Source organism: Streptomyces sp. CBMA152 (assembly GCF_014596475.1).
Lineage (GTDB): Bacteria > Actinomycetota > Actinomycetes > Streptomycetales > Streptomycetaceae > Streptomyces.
Genome location: NZ_MECJ01000024.1, coordinates 25,341 through 50,672 on the forward strand (window position 1 = coordinate 25,341; position 25,332 = coordinate 50,672).

2 protein-coding genes are annotated in these 25,332 nt (G+C 70.9%); both read right to left on the bottom strand.

The window, feature by feature from the left end:
• Positions 1-155 precede the first annotated feature (155 nt).
• A complete protein-coding gene (locus tag BG418_RS20330) occupies positions 156-5,084 on the bottom strand; it encodes a type I polyketide synthase (protein WP_188275358.1) in 4,929 nt (1,642 codons plus the stop codon).
• A 98-nt stretch (positions 5,085-5,182) separates the two neighbouring features.
• The gene (locus tag BG418_RS20335) at positions 5,183-25,315 is read right to left on the bottom strand and encodes a type I polyketide synthase (RefSeq protein ID WP_188275359.1); all 20,133 of its coding nucleotides are present in this window, start codon (positions 25,313-25,315) and stop codon (positions 5,183-5,185) included.
• Positions 25,316-25,332: the final 17 nt, after the last annotated feature.

Sequence of the window (25,332 nt, forward strand, 5' to 3'; positions counted from 1 at the left end):
GACGGGGCGCACAGGGGGCAGTGACCCTACGCGAAAATATCGGGGGGCAGATCATCGTGGCCGATAACCAGTACGCCGTCAATAACCTCATTCACGCGTACTGATACGGGAATTGGTGACGGCCGTGGCCGGCCCCCGCGGGGGCCGGCCGTGGTTCAGGCGCGGCCGAGCCCCTTGTTGATGAAGGCGAAGAGTTCCTCGTCGCTCGCCTCCTGGAGCTGGTCGACGTCGTCGAGCACGTCGTCGGCCGAGCCGGCTCCGGTGCCGTCCGCGAGGGCCGTCCGCTCCCCCGCGCCCGCCGGATCCCCGCTCTCGTTCCACTTGGAGAGCAGCGACTGGAGCCGCATGGTCACCCGGGCGCGTACGACGTTGTCGGTGGTACCCCGGTCCAGCGCGGTCTCCAGCTTGTCCAGTTCCTCCAGCAGGGGCGCCCCGCCCGCGGCCGCGTCGGGCACGATCCCGGCGCGCAGGTAGGCGGCGACGGCAGCCGGCGTCGGGTGGTCGAAGACCAGGCTGGCGGGCAGCTTCAGCCCGCTCACCGCACCGAGGCGGTTGCGCAGTTCGACCGAGGTGAGCGAGTCGAAGCCCAGCTCCTTGAACGCCCGGCCCGCCTCGACGGCCGCGAGGTCCGCGTGACCGAGGACGGCCGCGACGGCGGTACGGACCAGTTCCAGGAGCAGCCGCTCCTGCTCGACCTCGGGCAGCCCGGCGAGCTGTTGCGTGAGGGGCACCCCGCCGGCCAGGTCGTCGGCGGACTCCCGCTCCGCGCTCTCGATGATCTGCCGGGCCTCCGGCAGTCCGAGCAGAAGCGGCCGGTCACGGTCGGCGGTGAAGGCGAGCGTGAACCGCTTCCAGTCCATGTCGACGATCGTCAGGGCCGTCTCGTCGCGGTCCAGCGCGTGCTGGAGCGAGGCGAGGGTGCGCTCGGGCGACATCGTGAGGATGCCGTGGCGACGCATCCGGTCGCCCGCCGCACTGTCGTCGCCGTCCGCGCTGCCCCAGGGTCCCCAGGCGAGGGAGGTGGCGGGCAGCCCTTCGGTGCGGCGGTACTCGGCGAAAGCGTCCAGGAAGGCGTTGCCCGGGGCCTGGTTGCCCTGGCCCGGGGCGCCGAACGTGGCGGAGAACGAGGAGAAGAGGACGAACGCGGACAGGTCCAACTCCCGCGTCAGCTCGTGGAGATGGAGGGTCGCGTCCATCTTGAGGCGCAGCACGGCCTCCACCTGCTCGGGCGTGAGCGTCTCGATGACGCCGTCGTCGATGACGCCGGCCGCGTGGATGACGGCGGTCAGCGGGTGCTCGGCGGGTACGGACGCGAGCAGCGCGGTGACGGCGTCGCGGTCGGCGGCGTCGCAGGCGGCGATGGTGACCTGAGCGCCCAAGGCGGTCAGTTCGTCGCGCAGTTCGGCGGCACCGGGCGCATCCGGGCCACGGCGACTGGTGAGCAGCAGGTGCTCGGCACCGTTCTCCGCGAGCCAGCGGGCGACATGCGCACCCAGCGCACCCGTACCACCAGTCACCAAAGTCGTACCGGCGGGACGCCATTCCCGTACGGCGGCGGTGTCCGCGAGACGCGCACGGACCAGTCGGCGGCCGAGGAGACCGGAGGCCCGGAGGGCCACCTGGTCCTCCGCCCCGTCACCGGCGAGCACGCCCACGAGCCGGGTCAGCGCCCGGTCGTCGAGGTCGACGGGCAGATCGATCAACCCGCCCCACCGGCCCCCCTGTTCCATGGACGCGACGCGCCCGAGGCCCCAGACGAGCGCCTGAGCGGGGTCCGTAACCCGCTCGGTGCGGCCGGTGGCGACCGCGCCACGCGTGACACACCACAGCGGTGCGGCGACGTCGGCATCACCGAGGGCCTGGGACAACGCGAGTTCGCGGGCGAAGGCCCCCTCGCCGCCGAGGGCGAGGAGGGAGAGGACACCACCGGGAGCGGTCTCGGCCGTCTCGGCCTTGAGCACGGTGGCGAGAGCGTCACGATCGGCATCGGCGGGGACCACGATCGTACGGACGTCAGCGCCACGCTCACCCAGCGTACGGGCCACAGCCTCGGCCCACTCAGCAGCAGGACCGGTCGGCGCCTCGGGAGTGACAACCAGCCAAGTACCCGACAGACGCGCGGTCGTGGCCTCGGCCAACGGCTTCCAGGTGACGCGGTAGCGCCAGCCGTCGACCGTGGACTGCTCGCGGCTCTGCTTGCGCCAGGACGACAGCGCGGGCAGCAGCGCGGCCAGCGACTGGTCCTCGTCGACGTCCAGTTCGGCAGTCAGCGCTTCAAGGTCCTCGCGCTCGACCGCCTCCCAGAAGCGCGCGTCGATCGCATCGCCCGCCGACACCGCCACAGCCTCGACCGGCGCGGCCTCCGGCCAGAACCGCTGACCCTGGAAGGCATAGGTGGGCAGGTCCACGCGCCGGGCACCGGTGCCGGAGAAGACGGCGTCCCAGTCGACCTTCACACCACGGACATACGCCTCACCCAACGACAGCCAAAAACGCTCCAGACCACCCTCATTACGGCGCAACGAGCCCAGCACAGCCGCCTCGCGGCCCGCGTCCTCGACCGTCTCCGCGACACCCACCGTCAGCACCGGATGCGGACTCGACTCGATGAACACACCAAAGCCCTGCTCCAGCAAAGTCCGGGTCGCCTGCTCCAACTCCACCGTCTGACGCAGATTCCGGAACCAATACCCGGCGTCGAGTTCCGGGCCCTGGATCCACTCGCCGGTCACCGTCGACAGGAACGGCACCTCACCCGCACCCGGCTTCACCGGAGCAAGCAGGTCCAGCAACTCCTCACGCAGCAGCTCCACCTGCGCCGAATGCGAGGCGTAATCCACCGCGATACGCCGGGCGCGCACGCCCTCGCTCTCGCAGGTGGCGAAGAACTCATCAAGCGCGGCCACCTCACCCGACACCACCACAGAGGAAGGACCGTTCACGGCAGCGACCGAAATACGGCCATCCCAGCCGGCAATCCGCTCCCGCACGTCAGCAGCCGGAAGCGGCACCGAGATCATCCCGCCCAGACCCGCCAGCACCCGCCCGATCGCCTGCGAACGCAACGCCACCACACGCGCCGCATCCTCCAACGACAAGATCCCCGCCACACACGCAGCAGCAATCTCACCCTGCGAATGCCCGATCACCGCACCCGGCACCACACCCGCAGCACGCCACACCTCAGCCAACGACACCATCACCGCGAACAGGGCAGGCTGCACCACATCGACGCGCTCCAACGACGCAGCGCCCTCGACGCCGCACAGCACATCGCGCAGCGACCAGCCGGTAAACGGCTCAAGCGCCTTCCCACACTCATCCACCCGCGCAGCAAACACCGGTGAAGAAGCCAGCAGTTCCTGCGCCATACCCACCCACTGCGACCCCTGACCCGGGAAGACGAAAACCGTCTTGCCCCCGACCACCGAACCGCTCACCACACCCGCAGCCAGGCCGCCGGAAGCCACCGCCTCCACACCCGCCACGTGATCACCCAGAACCACCGCACGGTGATCCAGAGCAGAGCGCGACGACGCCAACGACCAACCCACATCCAGCGCACGCACATCACCAGCGCCCGCCAGCCACCCCGACAACCGCTCCGCCTGCGCCCGCAACGCACCCGCACTCTTACCCGACAACACCCACGGCACCACCGGAGCCTCAGCCGGCTCAACGGCCTCCGCAGCCTCAACCACCGGCGCCTGCTCCACAATCACATGCGCATTCGTCCCACTGAACCCGAACGACGACACACCCGCACGACGCACCCGACCCACCTCGGGCCACGGCACACTCTCACCGACCAACGCCACCGCACCCGACTCCCAATCCACATGCGGAGACGGCGAATCCAGGTGCAGGCTCTTCGGCACGACACCGTGCTGCATCGCCAGCACCATCTTCATGACACCCGCGACACCCGCCGCCGCCTGCGTATGACCGATGTTCGACTTGACCGACCCCAACAGAAGGGGCTGGTCAGCCGGACGGTCCTGCCCGTAAGTGGCGATCAGGGCCTGCGCCTCGATCGGGTCGCCGAGGCTGGTGCCGGTGCCGTGGGCCTCGACCACGTCCACCTGGTCGGCGGAGAGCCGGGCGTTGGCGAGAGCCTGGCGGATCACCCGCTGCTGGGACGGGCCGTTCGGAGCGGTGAGACCGTTGCTCGCGCCGTCCTGGTTGACGGCCGAGCCGCGCAACACGCCCAGCACCGGACGACCGTTCTTCCGGGCGTCGGAAAGCCGCTCCAGGAGGAGGACGCCGACACCCTCCGCCGGGCCGAACCCGTCGGCGTCGGCCGAGAACGCCTTGCAGCGCCCGTCCGCGGACAGTCCGCGCTGGCGGCTGAACTCGACGAAGAGGCCCGGTGTCGACATCACATGCACACCGCCGGCCAGCGCCATCGTGCACTCGCCGTTGCGCAGGGCCTGCGCCGCGAGGTGCAGGGCGACCAGCGAGGCCGAGCACGCGGTGTCGACGGTGACCGCCGGGCCTTCGAGACCGAACGTGTACGACAGGCGGCCGGACATGACGCTGGCCGCGTTGCCGGTGCCCAGGTGCCCGGCGTAGTCCTCGGCCGCCTCCAGGAGCGGGGTGAGGTAGTCCGAGCCGTTGATGCCGACGAAGACACCGGACTGGCTGCCGCGCAGGGCCGACGGGTCGATCCCGGCCCGCTCGAACGCCTCCCACGACGTCTCCAGCAGGAGACGCTGCTGCGGGTCCATCGCCATCGCCTCACGCGGCGAGATCCCGAAGAACCCGGCGTCGAACACGGACGCCGTATCGAGGAAGCCGCCCTCCCGGGTGATCGACGTGCCGTGCTCGTCGGGGTCGTCCGAGAAGAGGTTGTCGAGGTCCCAGCCGCGGTCGGCGGGGAATTCGGTGAGGGCGTCACCGCCCGCGCGCAGCAATTCCCAGAATTCCTCCGGCGTCCGCACGCCCCCGGGGAAGCGGCAGCTCATCGCCGTGATGGCAATGGGCTCGTGAGCCTGGCTCTCGATCTCCCGCAACCGTCCGTATGCCTCGTCGAGATCCGTCGTGACCTTCTTGAGGTACTCGCGGAGCTTTGCTTCGTTCGCCACTGACGCTTCCTATTCGCCTGATCGAGATCGTGGAGGTATTCGCACGTGCTCGGAATGTCTCGGGTCTCAGAACTCTGGGGCCGGGGTGCCGGATCGGCTCAGCCCTGGCCGAACTTCTTGTCGATGAGGGCGAACAGCTCGTCGTCGCTCGCCTCGTCGATCTCGTGGGCTCCGGACTCGCCCTGCGCCTGACGGGCGTCGTTCCACTGCGCCAGCAGGGTCTGCAGGCGCACCGCCACCCGCGCATGAGCGGCCTCGTCGCCGGCCGCCGCGGACAGTTCCTCCGGAGCCAGCGAGGAGAAGGTGCTCTCCAGCCGGTCCAGCTCCTCCAGTACGGAGAGCCTGCGCTCCGTCTGTTCCGGGCCCACCTCGCTCAGCAGGTGCTCGGCGAGGGCGGCCGGGTTCGGGTAGTCGTAGATGAGCGTGGCGGGGAGGCGCAGACCGCTCGCCGCCCCCAGCCGGTTGCGCAGCTCGACCGCGGTGAGCGAGTCGAAGCCCAGCTCCTTGAACGGCTGCCCGCCGCCGACGAGTTCGGCCGACTTGTACCCGAGTACGGCGGCCACCTGGCCGCGCACCAGGTCCAGTACGGTCCGCTCCCGCTCGGCGGCCGACAGCTCGGCGAGCCGGTCGGCGAGCGTCCGCTCGCCCGCGCCGTCCGTGGCCACGGCGTCCGGTGTGCGGCTCGCGCTCTGCACGGACCTGCGTACCGGCGTCCGTACCAGACCGCGGAACATCGGCAGGAGCCCGCCGTCCGCGGCCCGTGCCCGCAGGGTCGCCGGGTCGGTCCCGACCGGCAGGAGGACGGGCTCGTCGGCGGTGAGGGCCGCGTCGAAGAGCGCGAGCCCGTCGGCCTGTGACAGCGGTACGACCCCGCCGCGCGCGGCGCGGCCCCGCTCCGCCTCCGTCAGCCGGCCCGCCATGCCGCGCTCCTCGGCCCACATGCCCCAGACCAGGGACAGCGCACTGAGGCCGCGTGCCCTGCGGTACCGGGCCAGCGCGTCGAGGAAGACGTTGGCGGCGGCGTAGTTGGCCTGCCCCGCGCCACCGAGCGTACCGGCGGCGGCGGAGAACAGGATGAACGCCGACAGATCCAGCTCACGGGTCAGCTCGTGCAGGTGGAGCGCCGCCTCGGCCTTGGGACGCAGCACCCGGTCCACCCGCTCCGGGGTGAGCAGGTCCACGACTCCGTCGTCCAGGACGGCCGCGGTGTGCACGACGGCCGTCAGCGGACGCTCGGCGGGTATGGCCGCCAGGAGCGCGGCGAGCGCGTCCCGGTCGGCCACGTCGCAGGCCTCCCACACCGCCGTCGCGCCCAACGCACCGAGCTCTTCGGTGAGTTGCGCCGCGCCCGGAGCATCTGCTCCCCGGCGGCTGGTGAGCAGCAGGTGCCGCACACCGTGCTCCGCGACCAGGTGCCGGGCGAAGAGCCCGGCCAGTCCGCCGCTCGCCCCGGTGATCAGGACGGTGCCCTCCGGGTCGATACGGCGGCCGGTGTCGCCCGTCGTCCGCTCCGTGCCCGCCCCGGCCAGCCGGGGCGCGTACACCGCTCCCCCGCGTACGGCCAGTTCGGGCTCGGCGGCGGCGAGGGCACCCGGCAACGCCCGGTAGGACGCGTCGGATCCGTCGACGTCGACGAGGACGAACCGGTCGGGGTTCTCGGTCTGCGCGGCGCGCACGAGACCCCACACCGGTGCGTGCACCAGGTCGGCGACCTCGGCGTCGTCGCCCGCGGCCACCGCGCCCCGAGTGACGAACACCAGCCGGGTTGCGGCGGACCGGCCGCCGTCCAGCCAGCCCTGTACGGTCGCGAGCGCACGGTGCGTGGCCTCGCGTACCTGCTGGGCGAGGTGCGCGACCTCCTGTGCCGAGTCGGCCGTGGCGGACTGCGCGTCCGGGGCCACGACGAACGGCACGAGCAACGTGTCCGGTACCGGGTGCCCGGCCGCGACGGCCGCGTCCAGGGCGGCCAGGTCGTCGTAGGACTCGGCGGTGGTGCCCGCGGCCGCCAGCGCGGCGACGAGCGAGTCGTCGGCGGCGAGGCCGGGAGCCCGTACGACCGCGAGGGTCGCGGCGGACGGCGTCGGCGTCGCTGTCGGTACCCAGTCGAGCCGGAACAGCGACTCGTGGACTCCGGCGGGAGCCACGGCGAACCGCTCCGTGTCGACCGGCTGCATCACCAGCGCCTCGACCGAGGCGACCGGAGCGCCCTGCTCGTCCGCCAGGACAACGGACACGGTGTCGGTGCTGTCGGTGTCGCCGACCGGGGTGATCCGCAGGCGAAGGACGTCCGCGCCGACCGCGTGCAGCCGCACCCCGCGCCAGGCGAGCGGCAGCCTGCCTCCCGCGGTGGATCCGGTGGCGCCGGCCGCGAGTGCCTGCGAGGCGGCGTCGAGCAACGCCGGGTGCAGGGCGAACCGGGCGCCGGACATGCCCACCTCATCGGACAGCCGCGCCTCGGCGAACACCTCCTCGCCCCGTGCCCACACCTGGGTCAGCGTCCGGAACGCGGGCCCGTGGAAGAGCCCGGCGGCCGTCAGCCGATCGTGCAGCGTGTCGACGGCGACCGGTTCGGCCCCGGCGGGCGGCCACTGCGCCGACCCGTCGGCGACGGCGGTCTCGACCGCCGAGGAACCTCCGCCGCAGGACAGGACTCCCCCGGCGTTACGGGACCAGGCCCCGTCCGACGCCTCGATACGGCTGTGCACCTGCACCGAACGGCGCGAGCTCTCGTCCAACCCACCGACGGTCACGCGCAGTTGTACGGCCCCGTGCTCGGGAAGAACGAGCGGCGCTTCGAGCGTCAGCTCCTCCACCACGTCGCACCCGACCTCGTCACCGGCGCGCACGGCCAGCTCGACGAAGGCCGCACCGGGCACCACGACGGTGTCCGCCACCACGTGGTCGGCGAGCCAGGGGTGCGTGCGGAGCGAGAGCCGCCCGGTGAACAGGAACCCGTCCGAGTCGGGCAGCTCGACCGCAGCCCCCAGCAGCGGGTGCCCCGCCGCGCCGATCCCAACCGAGGTGACGTCATCGGCCTCGGCGAAGGAGTCGATCCAGTAGCGCTGGCGCTGGAAGGCGTACGTCGGCAGATCGACGCGGCGGGCGCCGGTCCCCGCGTAGTACGCCTGCCAGTCGACCGTGACACCGTGCGTGTGAGCCTGGGCGAGCGCGGTGGTCACCGTCTCGGCCTCGGGACGGTTCTTACGGAGCACGGGCACGAAGACCGCGTCCTCTCCGGCCAGGCAATCCTGCGCCATGGCGGAGAGAACCCCGTCGGGGCCGAGTTCGAGGTAGGTGGTGACACCGGCCGCTTCGAGGGCGCGGATGCCGTCGAGGAAACGAACCGCCTCACGGACATGACGCACCCAGAAGTCGGCCGAAGCCATCTCATCCGAGACCAGCGCGCCGGTCAGGTTGGAGACGACCGGGATACGCGGCGACTCGTACGACAGCCCCTCGGCGACCTTGCGGAAGTCGGCGAGCATCCCGTCCATGTGCGGCGAGTGGAACGCGTGACTGACCGTCAGGCGCTTCGACTTGCGGTCCGGGAACTGCGCGACAATCTTGACCGCCGCATCCTCATCACCGGCGATGACCACCGACTGGGGACCGTTGATCGCGGCGATGGACACACCGTCGGTGAGGTACGGCAGCACCTCGTCCTCCGACGCCTGGACTGCGATCATGACACCGCCCGTCGGCAGCGCCTGCATCAACCGGCCACGCGCGGCGACCAGTTCACAGGCGTCCTCCAGCGAGAACACCCCGGCCACATGCGCCGCAGCTATCTCACCAATGGAATGACCCGCCAGGAAGTCCGGCTTCACACCCCACGACTCCACCAGGCGGAACAAGGCCACCTCGACGGCGAACAACGCAGGCTGCGTGAACTCCGTACGGTCCACCAGACCCGCATCGTCCCCGAACAGCACATCCGCCAGCGGGACTTCGAGGTGCGTGTCCACGTGCGCACAGACCTCGTCCAGCGCCTTCGCGAAGACGGGGTAGGTCTCGTACAGCTCACGGCCCATCCCCAGCCGCTGGCTGCCCTGACCCGTGAACAGGAACGCCGTCTGCTGCTCGGCAGCGGCGACGCCCTGGATCACCTGCGCCGTGGAGTCCCCCGTGGCCAGTGCGGTGAGCGCCTGGAGGAACTCCTCGCGCTCCCCGGCGACGAGTACGGCACGGTGGTCGAAGGCCGCCCGACCTGTCGCGAGGGAGTGGCCGACGTCCACGGGACGCAGCTCGTCGTGGGCGACGAGGTGGGAGCGCAGGCGCTGGGCCTGATCACGCAGAGCGGCCTCGGTCCTGCCGGACAACGGCCACGCCGATGTCGCGGGGCCGTCCTCCGGCCGGTCGGAGTCGGCTCCGGCCGACTCCTGGTCCTGCGGCGCCTGTTCCAGGACGGTGTGGGCGTTGGTGCCGCTCACGCCGAAGGACGAGATGCCCGCCCGGCGGGGGCGGCCGGTCTCCGGCCACGCGCGCTGTTCGGTCAGCAGGGCGATGTCGCCCGCCGACCAGTCCACGTGCGGGGTCGGCGCGTCCACGTGCAAGGTCTGCGGCAGCTCACCGTGCTGCATCGCGAGGACCATCTTGATGATGCCCGCGACACCGGCCGCGGCCTGGGTGTGGCCGATGTTCGACTTGATGGAGCCGAGCAGCAGAGGCTGGTCAGTCGGCCGGTCCTGGCCGTACGTGGCGAGGAGGGCCTGGGCCTCGATCGGGTCGCCGAGCTTCGTACCCGTACCGTGCGCCTCCACCACATCCACCTCAGCAGCCGACAGACCCGCACTCGCCAGAGCCGCACGGATCACCCGCTGCTGCGACGGACCATTCGGAGCCGTCAGACCATTACTCGCACCATCCTGATTGACGGCGGAACCACGGACCACGGCAAGCACCGGATGGCCGTTGGCCTGCGCATCGGACAGCCGCTCCACGAGCAGCATGCCGACACCCTCACCCCAACCCGTACCGTCCGCCGAAGCAGCAAACGCCTTGATACGGCCATCCGCCGCAAGACCCCGCTGACGACTGAACTCGACGAACGCGCCCGGGGTCGACATCACCGTCACACCACCGGCCAGCGCCAACGAGCACTCGCCCTGCCGCAGCGCCTGCACAGCCAGGTGCAGGGCGACCAGCGACGACGAGCACGCCGTGTCGACCGTGACCGCCGGGCCCTCCAGGCCGAAGACGTAGGAGAGCCGGCCGGAGACGACGCTCGCGGAGTTGCCGGTGCTCATGAAGCCGTCACCTCCGTCGGCGGAGTTCAGCACGAGGGAGAGGTAGTCCTGGCCGTTGGTGCCGACGAACACACCGGCCTGGCTGCCGCGCACCGACGAGGGGTCGATGCCCGCCCGCTCGAACGCCTCCCACGAGGTCTCCAGGAGCAGCCGCTGCTGCGGGTCCATCGCCAGGGCCTCACGCGGCGAGATCCCGAAGAACGCCGGGTCGAACTCCGCCACGTCGTACAGGAAGCCACCCTCACGGGCGTACGAGTCCTCCTGCTCGGACTGCGGGCCGAACAGCGACTCCGCGTCCCAGCCACGGTCGGCGGGGAAGTCGCCGATCGCGTCACCACCGGTCGAGAGAAGCTGCCAGAGGTCCTCCGGGGTGCGTACGCCGCCGGGGAACCGGCAGCTCATCGCCACAATCGCGATCGGATCGTCGTCCACGACCGTGGACGCGACCACCGGACCGGCCACCGCCGACTGCGTGCCGAGCAGTTCGCCGCGCAGGTACTCCGCGAGCGCGGCCGACGTCGGGTAGTCATAAATCAACGTGGCCGGAAGCTTCAACTCCGTGGCCGCGCCCAAGCGGTTACGCAGCTCGACAGCCGTCAGCGAATCGAAGCCCAACTCCTTGAACGCGCGCCCCGCGCCGACGGTGTCCGTCCCCGCGTGGCCGAGCACAGCAGCCACTGCCGTACGTACGAGGTCCAGCAGCATCCGGTCCTGCTCGGCAACGGTCAGCTCCGCCAACCGCCGGGCCAGCGACTGGCGATCGTGGACGGCACCGTCGGCCTGGTCGTCCTCGCCGCCGCTCGTGGCGAGCGCACGCTGGGCCTCGGGGAGTTCGGCGAGGAGGTTGCTCGCCCGCACAGCGGTGAAGCCGGGCGCGAACCGCTCCCACTCCACATCCACGATCGTCAGAGCCGCATCGGAAGAACCGACCGCGCGCCCCATGACCTCGATGGCGAGATCCGCGTCCATGGGCGGCACACCACCCCGACGCATGCGAGCTTCCAGCGCCTCGTCGGCCGCCATGCCGCCCTCGGCCCAGGGGCCCCAGGCCAAAGACGTCGCCGTAAGACCATCGGCACGACGCTGCTCAGCCAGAGCGTCCAAATAGGCATTCGCGGCGGCGTAGTTGGCCTGCCCGGCCGCACCGATGCTGCCACTCATCGAGGAGAAGAGGACGAAGGCGTCGAGTTCGATGCCGAGCTCGCCGGTCAGCTCGTGCAGGTGCCGGGCGGACACCGCCTTCGCCCGCAGCACCCCCTCAATACGCTCCGCCGTCAGAGCGCCGAGCACACCATCGTCCAGCACACCCGCCGTATGCACTACGGCGGTCAACGAATCGGCAACAGATGCCAGCAGGACCCGCAGAGCATCCCGATCGGCCACGTCGCACGCGACCACCGACACCTCAACACCCATGCCGGTCAGCTCATCAACCAGCTCAGCAGCACCAGGGGCATCCAGACCACGACGGCTCGTCAGAACAATGCGCTCCGCACCAGAGACCGCCAGCCAGCGGGCAACACGGCCGCCCAGAGCACCCGTACCACCCGTCACCACCACCGTGCCACCAGGAGACCAACCCGCAGCACCCTCCACACCCGCAGCACGCACCAGACGGCGCCCGAACACCCCCGACGAACGCACCGCAACCTGGTCCTCACCCGAACCAGCCACCAACACCGCGGTCAACCGCGACAGCGCACGCCCGTCCAACACCGACGGCAGATCAACCAGACCACCCCAACGCTCAGGAACCTCCAAAGCCGCAACCCGGCCCAGACCCCACACCTGCGCCTGCACCGCAGACACCAGACGATCCCAACGCCCCACCGACACAGCACCACGCGTCACACACCACAACGGCGCCACAACACCCGCATCACCCAACGCCTGAACCACACCAGCCGTCAGAACAAGCCCAGAACCCTCATCCAACGCCAGGAGCGACACCACACCGGCACACTCACCAGCCTCAGCAAACAGACCAGCCAACGCGGCACGATCCGCACCCGCCCCGACCACGATCCGGCGAACCTCAGCACCACTGGCGCCCAGACCACGGACCACATCCGCGACCCAGTCGTCATCCTCGGAACCGGCAGGCACCACGACCAGCCACGAACCCGACAACCGCACCCCGGCCTCGACACCTACCGGCTTCCAACTCGCCCGATAGCGCCAGCCGTCAAGCAGTGTCTGCTCCTGGCCCTGCTTGCGCCAGGCCGCCAGCGCGGGAAGCACGCTGCCCCACGCACTGGGGTCATCAAGACCCAGCATGGCCGCCAGGGACTCCTGATCCTCACGCTCGATCACATCCCACAAACGGGCATCCGCGGCATCGACAGTTCCACCGACGGGGGCACTCTCCGCCAGTGTGTTCTCGGGCCAGTAGCGCTTGCGCTGGAAGGCGTACGTGGGCAGGTCGACGCGCTGGGCGCCGGTACCGGCGTAGAACGCCTCCCAGTCCACGGTGACACCGCGCACATGAGCCGCGCCAAGAGCCGAGAGCAACGTCTTGGCCTCATCACGCCGGGCCCGCAGAACGGGCACGAACGCGGCACCTTCGCCGGTCACACACGCCTGGGCCATCGCCGAAAGAACCCCATCAGGGCCGAGTTCGAGGTACGTGGTGACACCGGCCGCTTCGAGCGCGCGGATGCCGTCGAGGAAACGAACCGCCTCACGGACATGACGCACCCAGAAGTCGGCCGACGCCATCTCGTCCGAGACCAGAGCGCCGGTCAGGTTGGAGACGACCGGAATACGCGGCGACTCATACGACAGCCCCGCCACAACCTCACGGAAGGCGTCCAACATGCCGTCCATGTGCGGCGAGTGGAACGCGTGACTGACCGTCAACTGCTTCGACTTACGGTCCGCGAAGTTCGCGACGATCTCCTGCGCGGCGTCCTCGTCACCGGCGATGACCACCGACCGAGGACCGTTGATGGCCGCGATGCTGACCCGGTCGGTGAGGTACGGCAGGACCTCGTCCTCCGACGCCTGCACCGCAATCATCACGCCACCGGCGGGAAGCGCCTGCATCAACCGGCCACGCGCGGCGACCAGTTCACACGCGTCCTCCAGTGAGAACACCCCCGCCACATGCGCGGCGGCAATCTCACCAATGGAATGACCCGCAAGGAAGTCGGGCTTCACACCCCACGACTCCACCAGACGGAACAACGCCACCTCAACCGCAAACAACGCAGGCTGCGTGAACTCCGTACGGTCAAGAAGATCACCGTCGTCCCCGAACAGCACATCCTCCAGCGGCAGTTCCAGACGCGAACACACCGCGTCCAACGCCTCCGCGAACACCGGGAAGGCGTCATACAGCTCACGCCCCATCCCCAGCCGCTGACTCCCCTGACCCGTAAACAGGAAGGCAGTCTTCCCACCCACCGGCGAACCCGTCACCACACCAGCAGCAGAACCACCCTCCGCCAACACCCCAAGACCCGCCAACAGACCATCCCGGCCCCCGGCCACCACAACCGCACGATCCTCGAACGACGCACGCCCCACCACCAACGAACGAGCAACGTCAGCCATACGCAGCTCGGGGGCTGCGAGGAGCCGGGCGTGCAGGTTGGCGACCTGCTCGCGGAGCGCGGTGTCGTTCTTGGCCGAGAGGACAAGAGGAAGGACGGCCGGTGCGGGGGCCGTGTCGTCGGCCGGGGCCGTCTCCACCGCCTCCGGGGCCTGCTCGATGATCGTGTGGGCGTTCGTGCCACTGAAGCCGAACGAGGACACACCGGCCCGGCGCGGGCGGCCCGTCTCCGGCCACTCCATCGCCTCGGTCAGCAGCGCGATGTCCCCGGCCTCCCAATCGACCTGGGGGGTCGGAGCGTCGATGTGCAGGCTCTGCGGGAGGAGGCCGTGTTGCATGGCCAGCACCATCTTGATCACACCGGCGACACCGGCGGCAGCCTGGGTGTGGCCGATGTTCGACTTGATGGAGCCGAGCAGCAGCGGCCGGTCCGCCTCGCGGTCCTGACCGTACGTGGCCAGCAGCGCCTGTGCCTCGATCGGGTCACCGAGCTTCGTGCCCGTACCGTGCGCCTCCACCACGTCCACGTCCGCAGCCGACAGGCCCGCGCTCGCCAGAGCGGAACGAATCACCCGCTGCTGCGAGGGGCCGTTCGGAGCCGTGAGGCCGTTGCTCGCACCGTCCTGGTTGATCGCCGAACCACGGACCACCGCCAACACCGGGTGACCGTTCTTCCGCGCGTCCGACAGCCGCTCCACGAGCAGCATGCCGACGCCCTCGCCCCAGCCCGTACCGTCCGCCGAAGCGGCGAACGCCTTGATACGGCCATCCGCCGCCAAGCCGCGCTGCCGGCTGAACTCGATGAACGTGCCCGGAGTCGACATCACCGTCACACCACCGGCCAGCGCCAGGGAGCACTCACCGTTGCGCAGCGCCTGGATCGCCCAGTGCAGCGCGACCAGCGAGGACGAGCAGGCCGTGTCGACCGTGACCGCCGGGCCTTCGAGGCCGAAGACGTACGAGAGCCGGCCGGACACGACGCTCGCCGCGTTGCCCGTGCCCAAGTGACCCTCAAGGCCCTCGGGCTCCTCCAGGAGCACCGAGAGGTAGTCCTGGCCGTTGGTGCCGACGAATACACCGGCCTGGCTGCCGCGCAGCGTCGCCGGGTCGATGCCCGCCCGCTCGAACGCCTCCCACGAGGTCTCCAGCAGCAGCCGCTGCTGCGGGTCCATCGCCAGGGCCTCACGCGGCGAGATCCCGAAGAAGTCGGCGTCGAAGTCGGCGGCGTCGTAAATGAACCCGCCCTCACGGACGTACGACGCGCCCTGCACGGAGGCGTCGGCGTCGTACAGCGACTCGACGTCCCAGCCACGGTCCTGCGGAAGGTGCGATATCGCGTCGTCACCGTTCGCGAGCAGGCGCCAGAGGTCTTCCGGAGTCCGAACGTCGCCGGGGAACCGGCAGCTCATCGCCACGATCGCGATGGGGTCGTCGTCCACGGCCGTGGCAGCGACCACCGGGCCGGCCACGGCCGCCTCGGTGCCGAGCAGTTCACCGCGCAGATACTCCGCGAGCGCGGCCGACGTCGGGTAGTCATAGATCAACGTGGCCGGGAGCTTCAACTCCGTGGCCGCACCCAGCCGGTTGCGCAGCTCGACCGCGGTCAGCGAATCGAAGCCGATCTCGCGGAACGCACGCCCCGCCTCGATGTCCTCGGCACCGGAGTGCCCCAGCACCTCGGCGACCTGCGTGCGGACGAGATCCAGGAGGTACGGCTCACGGTCCGCGTCGGCCAGCCCTCGGAGCAGCTGTACCAGGGACGAGCCCGTCATCTGCGCAGAGCCGGTCGCATCCTGCGGAGTCCTGACGAGGGACTGCACCTCGGGCAGTTCGGCCAGGAGGTTGCTCGCCCGCACAGCGGTGAAGCCGGGCGCGAACAGGTCCCAGTCGAAGTCCACGATCGTCAGGGCCGCGTCGGGGGAACCGGCCGCCTGCTCCAGGGCCGTGATCGCGAGATCCGCGTCCATGGGCGGCACACCACCACGGCGCATACGGGCTTCCAGCGCCTCATCCGCCGCCATGCCACCCTCGGCCCAGGGACCCCAGGCCAGAGACGTCGCCGCAAGACCATCAGCACGACGCTGCTCGGCCAACGCATCCAGGTAAGCGTTCGCAGCCGCGTAGTTGGCCTGACCAGCAGCACCCAACGTGCCACTCATCGACGAGAAGAGGACGAAGGCGTCGAGTTCCGTGCCGAGCTCAACGGTCAGCTCGTGCAGGTTCAGCGCGGAGTCCGCCTTGGCCCGCAGCACGCTGTCGATGCGGTCAGGAGTCAGAGCGTCGAGCACACCGTCGTCCAGCACACCCGCCGTGTGAATGACAGCCGTCAGCGACTCGGCGACGGACGACAACAGGCCACGCAGCGCGTCACGGTCAGCCGCGTCACACGCCACCACCGATGCCTCAACACCCATGCCGGTCAGCTCGTCAACCAGCTCAGCGGCACCAGGGGCTTCCAGACCACGACGGCTCGTCAGAACAATGCGCTCCGCACCCGAGACCGCCAGCCAACGAGCAACACGGCCACCCAACGCACCCGTACCACCCGTCACCAACACCGTGCCACCAGGCGCCCACCCGGCAGCACCCTCCACACGCGGGGCACGCACCAGACGGCGGCCGAAGACACCCGACGACCGCACCGCAACCTGGTCCTCACCAGAACCAGACCCCAGCACACCCACCAGACGCGACAACGCACGCTCATCCAACACACCAGGCAGATCAACCAGACCGCCCCAACGCTCCGGAACCTCCAAAGCAGCAACCCGGCCCAGACCCCACACCTGCGCCTGCACCGCAGACACCAGACGATCCGAACGCCCCACCGACACCGCACCACGCGTCACACACCACAACGGTGCAGCAACCCCGGCATCACCCAACGCCTGAACCACACCAGCCGTCAGAACAACACCAGACACCTCGTCCAATGCGACGAGCGACACCACACCAGCACACTGACCGGCCTCAGCAAACAGACCAGCCAACGCGGCACGATCCGCACCCGGCTCCACCACAACCCGGCGAACCTCAGCACCACTGGAGCCCAGACCACGCACCACATCCGCAACCCAGGCGTCCTCCTCAAACCCAGCAGGCAGGAGCACCAACCACGCCCCGCCCACCACACCGGAAGACACCACCGGCTTCCAGCTCACCCGGTAACGCCAGCCGTCCACCTCCGACTGCGTACGGCGCCGACGACGCCACGCAGACAGAGCCGGAACAACCTCACTGAGCGGCTGGTCACCGTCGAGCTCCAGAGCGGCAGCCAGCGAAGCGACGTCCTCGTGCTCGACGGCCTCCCAGAAACGGGCGTCCACGGCGTCGACGACGCCCTCGGCGACCGGACCGGTCGTCGACAGGACGGTCTCCGGCCAGTAGCGCTGCCGCTGGAAGGCGTACGTGGGCAGCTCGATCCGGCGCGCACCGGTCCCCGCGAGGAACGCCTGCCAGTCCACGGCAATGCCCCGGACGTGCGCCTGCGCGAGAGCCGTCGTGACCGTCTCGGCCTCGGAGCGGCCGTTGCGGAGCACCGGTACGAAGGCCACGCCCTCACCGGTCACGCACTCCTGGGCCAGCGCCGAGAGAACCCCATCCGGGCCCAGCTCCACGAACGTGGTGACACCCTCGGCTTCGAGGGCACGGATGCCGTCGAGGAACCGTACGGCCTCGCGGACATGACGCACCCAGAAGTCGGCCGACGCCATCTCGTCCGAGACCAGGGCACCGGTCAGGTTGGAAACGACCGGGATACGCGGCGACTCATACGACAGCCCCGCAACAACCTCACGGAAGTCCTCCAGCATCCCGTCCATGTGGGGCGAGTGGAACGCATGACTGACCGTCAACCGCTTCGACTTACGGTCCGCGAACTGCGCGAGGACCTTAAGCGCCGCGTCCTCGTCACCGGCGATGACCACCGACTGAGGGCCGTTGATGGCCGCGATGGACACACCGCCGGTGAGGTACGGAAGCACCTCATCCTCCGACGCCTGCACCGCGATCATCACACCACCAGCGGGCAGCGCCTGCATCAACCGGCCACGGGCAGCGACCAGTTCACAGGCGTCTTCCAGTGAGAACACCCCGGCCACATGCGCAGCAGCTATCTCACCGATGGAGTGACCCGCCAGGAAGTCGGGCTTCAAGCCCCACGACTCCACCAGCCGGAACAACGCCACCTCGATGGCGAACAGCGCGGGCTGCGTGAACTCCGTACGGTCCACCAGACCCGCATCGTCCCCGAACAGCACATCCTTCAGCGGGACTTCAAGATCCAGCTCGGCGCAGACCGCGTCCAATGCCTCCGCGAACACCGGGTAGACGTCATACAGCTCCCGGCCCATCCCCAGCCGCTGGCTGCCCTGGCCCGTGAACAGGAACGCCAGACCGCCACCGGTCACCGTCCCACGGACCAGGCCCGTCGACGGCTCATCGGCTGCCAGGGCGTCCAGCTGCGCGAGCAGTCGGGAGGCCGACGCGTCACCGTCGGAAGCGTCCCCGATCAGGACCGCGCGGTGCTCCAGCGCGGCTCGGCTCGTGGCCAGGGAGTAGCCGAGGTCGAGGGCGCCGAGGGCTCCGGGAGCCGTCACGGCGGCGTTCGCCGCCGGGCGCAGGCGCTCCGCCTGGGCTCGCAGGGCTGTGGCCGTACGGCCGGAGACGAGCCACGGGAGCACCGGCAGGGCGCGGGTCGCGGGCGTACGCTCCGGCGCGTCGTCCACGCCGGACGGGGCGCCCGGGATCCCGGCGTCCACCGGGGCCTGCTCGATGATGGCGTGCGCGTTGGTGCCGCTGTAGCCGAACGAGGAGATGCCCGCGCGGCGCGGGCGGCCCGTCTCCGGCCATGCCACCTGCTCGGTCAGCAGGGCGATGTCGCCGGCCGACCAGTCCACGTACGGAGTGGGTTCGTCGATGTGCAGCGTCTGGGGCAGCACGCCGTGGCGCATCGCCATGACCATCTTGATGACACCGGCCGCACCGGCCACGGCCTGGGTGTGGCCGATGTTCGACTTCACGGAACCGAGCCACAGCGGCCGGTCCGCCGAGCGCCCCTGGCCGTAGGTGGCCAGCAGGGCCTGCGCCTCGATCGGGTCGCCGAGGGTGGTGCCGGTGCCGTGCGCCTCGACCGCGTCGACCTCGGTGGCCGACAGCCCGGCGCTCGCTAGGGCCTCACGGATCACGCGCTGCTGGGAGGGGCCGTTGGGGGCCGTGAGGCCGTTGCTGGCGCCGTCCTGGTTGACGGCGGTGCCACGGAGCACCGCGAGCACCTGGTGGCCGTTGCGACGGGCGTCGGAGAGGCGCTCGACGAGGAGCAGGCCGACGCCCTCGGACCAGCTCGTCCCGTCGGCGCCCGCCGCGAACGCCTTGATCCGGCCGTCGGCGGCGAGCCCGCGCTGGCGACTGAACTCGGTGAACGCGCCCGGCGTGGACATGATGGTCACCGCGCCCGCGAGCGCCATCGAGCACTCGCCGCGCCGCAGCGCCTGGGCCGCGAGGTGGAGGGTGACGAGCGAGGAGGAGCAGGCGGTGTCGACGGTGACGGCCGGGCCCTCCAGCCCGAAGGTGTAGGAGAGGCGGCCGGAGACGACGCTGGCCGCGTTGCCCGTGCCGAGGTGGCCTTCGAGCCCGTCGGAGTCGTTCAGCCAGAGCTGGAGGTAGTCCTGGGCGTTGGAGCCGATGAAGACGCCCGTACGGCTGCCGCGCAGCGTCGCCGGGTCGATCCCGGCCCGCTCGAACGCCTCCCAGGAGGTTTCGAGCAGCAGTCGCTGCTGCGGGTCCATCGCCAGGGCCTCGCGCGGCGAGATCCCGAAGAAGGCGGCGTCGAAGTCGGGTGCGTCGTGCAGGAAGCCGCCCTCGCGGGCGTAGCTGGTGCCTTCGCGGTCCGGATCGTCGCTGTAGAGGGTGTCGAGGTCCCAGCCTCGGTCGGCGGGGAAGCCGGTGATGCCGTCACGACCGGCGGCGAGGAGTTGCCACAGCTCCTCGGGGGAGGTGATCCCTCCGGGGAAGCGGCAGCTCATCGCCACGATGGCGATCGGGTCGTCGTCGGCCGCGGCCGGGGCGCCGGCCGGTACGAGCCGCGGAGCCGTCACATCGTCCGCAAGGTCGCCGATCAGCTCCTCGCGCAGGTATCCGGCGAGCGCCGTCGCGGTCGGGTAGTCGAAGACGAGGGTGGCGGGCAGGCGTCGGCCGGTGGCGTCACCCAGGAGGTTGCGCAGTTCGACGGCGGTGAGCGAGTCGAAGCCCAGTTCCTTGAAGGAGCGGCCCGGCTCGACGGCGGACGGTCCGGGGTAGCCGAGTGCCGTGGCGACCTGCCTGCGGACGATGTCGAGCAGCGCGCGGTCCCGTTCGGCGGCGGAGAGCCCGGCCAGGCGCTCGCGCAGTCCCGCTTCGCCGCCCGCTCCGGCCACGCCACCGGCCGTGCGGCGCGCGGGAACCCGTACGAGTCCGCGCAGCAGCGGCGACATGGCCCCGGCCTGAGCCTGGGTGCGCAGGGCGGCGAGGTCGGCGTGCATCAGGACCGGTGCGGCCTCGTCGATGCGGTGGAGGAGGCCGAAGAGGTCGAGGCCCTCCGCCGTGGTGAGCGGGGGCAGCCCGTTGCGCCGCATGCGGTTGATGTCGGCCTGGTCGAGGCTTCCGGCCATGCCCGCGCTGTCGGCCCACAGGGCCCAGGCCGGCGAGGTGGCGACGAGGCCCTGGTCCCTGCGGTACTGGGCGAGGGAGTCGAGGAAGACGTTCGCCGCCGCGTAGTTGCCCTGCCCCGGGCCGCCGAAGACGCCGCCGATGGAGGAGAAGAGGACGAAGGCAGAGAGGTCGAGGTCCCGGGTCAGCTCGTGCAGGTTGAGTGCCGCGTCCACCTTCGGGCGCAGCACGGCCGAGAGTCGCTCGGGGGTGAGGGAGGCCAGCACGCCGTCGTCCAGCACACCGGCGGTGTGGACGACCGCGCCGAGAGGGTGCTCGGCGGGGACGGCCGCCAGGACGGCGGCGAGCGCGTCCCGGTCGGCCACATCGCACGCCGCCCAGCTCACCGAGGCGCCGGCGGCGGCGAGTTCGGCACCGAGCAGTTCGGCCTCGGGAGTGGTACCGCCCCGGCGTCCGACCAGCAGGAGGTGGCGTACGCCGTGCTCGGCGACGAGCCGCCGTGCGATCAGACCGCCCAGCATGCCGCCGGCACCGGTGACCAGAACGGTCGACCCGGGAGCGTACTCCGTGACCGGAGCGTCCTCTCGCGCGACCACCCGGGCGAGCCGAAGGGCGTACAAGCGGCCCTCGCGCACCGCGAGTTGGGGTTCGTCCGCGGCCAGCGCGACGGGCAGGGCGCGTGCCGAGACGTCGAGGCCGTCGGTGTCGACGAGAAGCAGCCGGTCGGGGTGTTCCGACTGCGCGGAGCGCAGCAGGCCCAGGACGGCGGCGTGCACGGGGTCGGTGACCATGTCGGCCGCGACCGCGGCGACGGTGCCCCGGGTGAGGACGACCAGGCGGGAGGCGGCGAAGGAGTCGCCCGCGAAAGGCTCGTCGCCGCACCACGTCTGGGCGAGGGCCAGAGCGTGGTGGGCGGCGTCGTGCACGGCCTGGGGTGTCGTCGCGGCGGCGGGGCCGTAGCCGACGAACACGGCGTCCGGTACGGCCGCTCCGGCTTCGACGGCCGCGGCCAGCTCGGCCAGGTCCGCGTAGGCGGCGACCTCGCCGGGCAGCGCGCCCGGCAGGGCCGCGACGGCGTCCGCGTCACCCAGTACCGCCCAGCGACCCTGGGCGACGGAGTCGTGCGATCCCGGCAGGGCGGTCCACTCCGTCCGGAACACCGACTCGTGGTACGCGGTACGCGCCGCCTGCACCTGCTCGGCCGAGACGGGGCGCAGCACCAGCGAGTCGACGGTGGCGACCGGTGCGCCGACCGCGTCCGCGATCTCCAGGCAGACACCGTTGGCGCCCGCCGGGGCGAGGTGCACGCGCAGCGCCTCGGCGCCGGCCGCGTGCAGGGTCACTCCGCTCCAGGAGAACGGGAGCCGCCCTTCGCCCTCGGAGCCGCCGGGCATGCCGAGGCCCAGGGCGTGCAGTGCGGCGTCCAGCAGGGCGGGGTGGAGGCCGAAGTCCTTCGCGGTGGAGGAGTTCTCCTCGGGGAGGGCCACCTCGACGTAGACGCTCTCGCCATGCCGCCACGCGGCCGTCAGGCCCCGGAACACCGGTCCGTAGCCCATGCCGACCTCGGCGAGGTCCGCGTACAGAGCCTCCGTCCCGATCGTCTCGGCGCCCGCCGGGGGCCACTGGGCCAGTTCGAAACCGGGACGGGCCGCGCCCTGGGCGAGCACACCGCTCGCGTGCCGCGTCCACGGCTCGTCGAAGACACCGCCCTGCGGACGGGAGGCGAGCGTGAACGTCCGCCGCCCGGAGCCGTCCGCGTCCGGCGGGCCCACCTGGATCTGCACCTGTACGGCACCGCGCTCGGGCAGCACCAGCGGCGCTTCGAGCGTCAGCTCCTCCACCGTGTCGCAGCCGACCTGGTCACCGGCGCGCACGGCCAGTTCCACGAAGGCCGTGCCGGGCAGGAGCACGGTGTCCATGATCGCGTGGTCCGCGAGCCAGCCATGGGTGTCGAGGCCGAGCCGCCCGGTGAAGAGGAAGCCCTCCGAGTCCGCGAGCGCCACGGTCGCACCCAGCAACGGGTGCCCGGCCGCCTCCAGTCCGGCGGCGGTGACGTCCCCGGCACCGGAGGTCGGCTCGATCCAGTAACGCTGGTGCTGGAAGGCGTACGTGGGCAGGTCGACGCGCTGGGCGCCGGTTCCCCCGTAGTACGCCTGCCAGTCGATGGCGATGCCGTGCGTGTGGGCGCGGGCGAGCGCGGTGGTGACCGCCTCGGCCTCGGGACGGCCCTTGCGGAGTACGGGCACGAAGACCGCGTCCTCACCGGTTACGCACTCCTGGGCCATGGCGGAGAGGACTCCGTCGGGGCCGAGTTCGAGGTAGGTGGTGACACCGGCCGCTTCGAGGGCACGGATGCCGTCGAGGAACCGTACGGCCTCACGGACGTGGCGTACCCAGAAGTCGGCCGAAGCCATCTCGTCGGAGACCAGGGCACCGGTCAGGTTGGAGACGACCGGGATGCTCGGGGTGCCGTACGACAGTCCTGCCACGACCTCGCGGAACGCGTCCAGCATCCCGTCCATGTGCGGGGAGTGGAACGCATGACTAACCGTCAGCTGCTTGGACTTGCGGTCCGCGAAGTGCGTGAGGACCGCGTTCGCCGCGTCCTCGTCACCGGCGATGACCACCGATCGCGGGCCGTTGATGGCCGCGATGCTGACCCTGTCGGTCAGGTACGGAAGGACCTCGTCCTCCGACGCCTGCACCGCAATCATCACGCCACCAGCGGGCAGCGCCTGCATCAGACGGCCACGCGCGGCGACCAGTTCACACGCGTCCTCCAGCGAGAACACCCCGGCGACATGCGCGGCGGCAATCTCGCCAATGGAGTGACCCGCCACGAAGTCGGGCTTCACACCCCACGACTCCACCAGACGGAACAACGCCACCTCAACCGCAAACAGAGCAGGCTGAGTGAACTCCGTACGATCCAGCGCCTCAGCGTCCGAGCCGAACAGCACATCCTTCAACGGCAGTTCCAGACGCGAGCACACCGCGTCCAGCGCCTCCGCAAACACCGGGTAGGCGTCATACAGCTCACGCCCCATCCCCAGCCGCTGACTCCCCTGACCCGTGAACAGGAAGGCGGTCTTCCCACCCACCGGCGAACCCGTCACCACACCAGCAGCGGAGCCACCCTCCGCCAACACCGCAAGGCCCGCCAGCAGACCATCCCGGTCCCCGGCCACCACAACCGCACGGTCCTCGAACGACGCACGCCCCACCACCAACGAACGAGCAACGTCCACCGGACGCAGGCCGGGGTTCTCCTCGATGTGCGCTTGCAGGCGGCGGGCCTGGTCGCGCAGGGCGTCCCGGCCCTTCGCCGAGAGCACCCACGGCAGCACCGCCGGGACCGCCGGAGCCGGCTCCAGAGCGGCGGACGTCGTCTCCTCCGGCTCCGGGGCCTGCTCGATGATCGTGTGGACGTTGGTGCCGCTGACGCCGAAGGCGGAGACGCCGACCCGGCGCGGGCGGCCCGTCTCCGGCCACTCCACTGCTTCGGTCAGCAGGGAGACACCGCCCGCCGACCAGTCGACGTGCGAGGTCGGCTCGTCGACGTGCAGGGTCCGGGGCAGCACGCCGTGCCGCATCGCCATGACCATCTTGATGATGCCCGCGACACCGGCCGCGTTCTGGGTGTGACCGATGTTCGACTTGAGCGAGCCCAGCCACAGCGGGCGGTCCGCCGACTTCTCCTGCCCGTACGTGGCGAGCAGGGCCTGCGCCTCGATCGGGTCGCCGAGGGTGGTGCCGGTGCCGTGCGCCTCGACCGCGTCGATGTCGGCCGGGGTGAGGCGGGCGTTCTCCAGGGCCTGGCGGATGACGCGCTGCTGGGCGGGGCCGTTGGGCGCCGTCAGGCCGTTGCTCGCGCCGTCCTGGTTGACGGCGGAGCCGCGGACGACCGCGAGCACCTGGTGACCGTTGCGGCGGGCGTCCGAGAGGCGCTCGACCAGCAGGACGCCGACACCCTCGCCCCAGCCGGTGCCGTCCGCCGCCTCGGCGAAGGACTTGCAGCGGCCGTCGGGCGACAGGCCGCGCTGGCGGCTGAACTCGACGAAGACGTCCGGGCCGGCGAGCACGGTGACGCCCGCGGCCAGCGCGAGCGAGCACTCGCCCTGGCGCAGCGCCTGGACGGCCATGTGCAGAGCGACGGAGGAGGACGAGCAGGCCGTGTCGATGGTGGCGGCGGGCCCCTCCAGACCAAAGACGTAGGCGAGACGGCCGGAGATCACACTGGAGGCGGTACCGGTGAGGAGGTGGCCCTCCACACCGTCCGGCAGGTCCTGCGAACCGGCTCCGTAGGCGTTGGCGGACGCGCCGACGAAGACACCGGCCCGGCTGCCGCGCAGCGACGCCGCGTCGATCCCGGCGCGTTCGAAGGCCTCCCAGGTGGTCTCCAGGAGGAGACGCTGCTGCGGGTCCATCGCCAGGGCCTCACGCGGTGAGATCCCGAAGAAGGCCGCGTCGAAGTCGGGCGCCTCGTGCAGGAAGCCGCCGTCGCGGGCGTAAGTGGTGCCCTCGTGGTCCGGGTCGGGGTCGTACAGCGACTCGATGTCCCAGCCGCGGTCGGTCGGGAAGCCCGCTATGGCGTCGCCGCCGCTCTCGACGAGTCCCCACAGCTCCTCGGGCGAACGGACGCCGCCCGGGAAGCGGCAGCTCATACCGACGATCGCGATGGGTTCGCGCGAGGCGTCGGTGAGCTCCTGGTTCCGGCGGCGCAGCCGCTCGGTTTCCTTGAGGGAGGCCCGCAGCGCTTCAACGACTTTTTCGTTGGGGGTTGTCATCACTTACTCCGCACTTC

Bases quoted from the DNA above. Each gene is read 5' to 3' on its own strand.
- BG418_RS20335 (WP_188275359.1), bottom strand. From the start codon at position 25,315: ATGACAACCCCCAACGAAAAAGTCGTTGAAGCGCTGCGGGCCTCCCTC.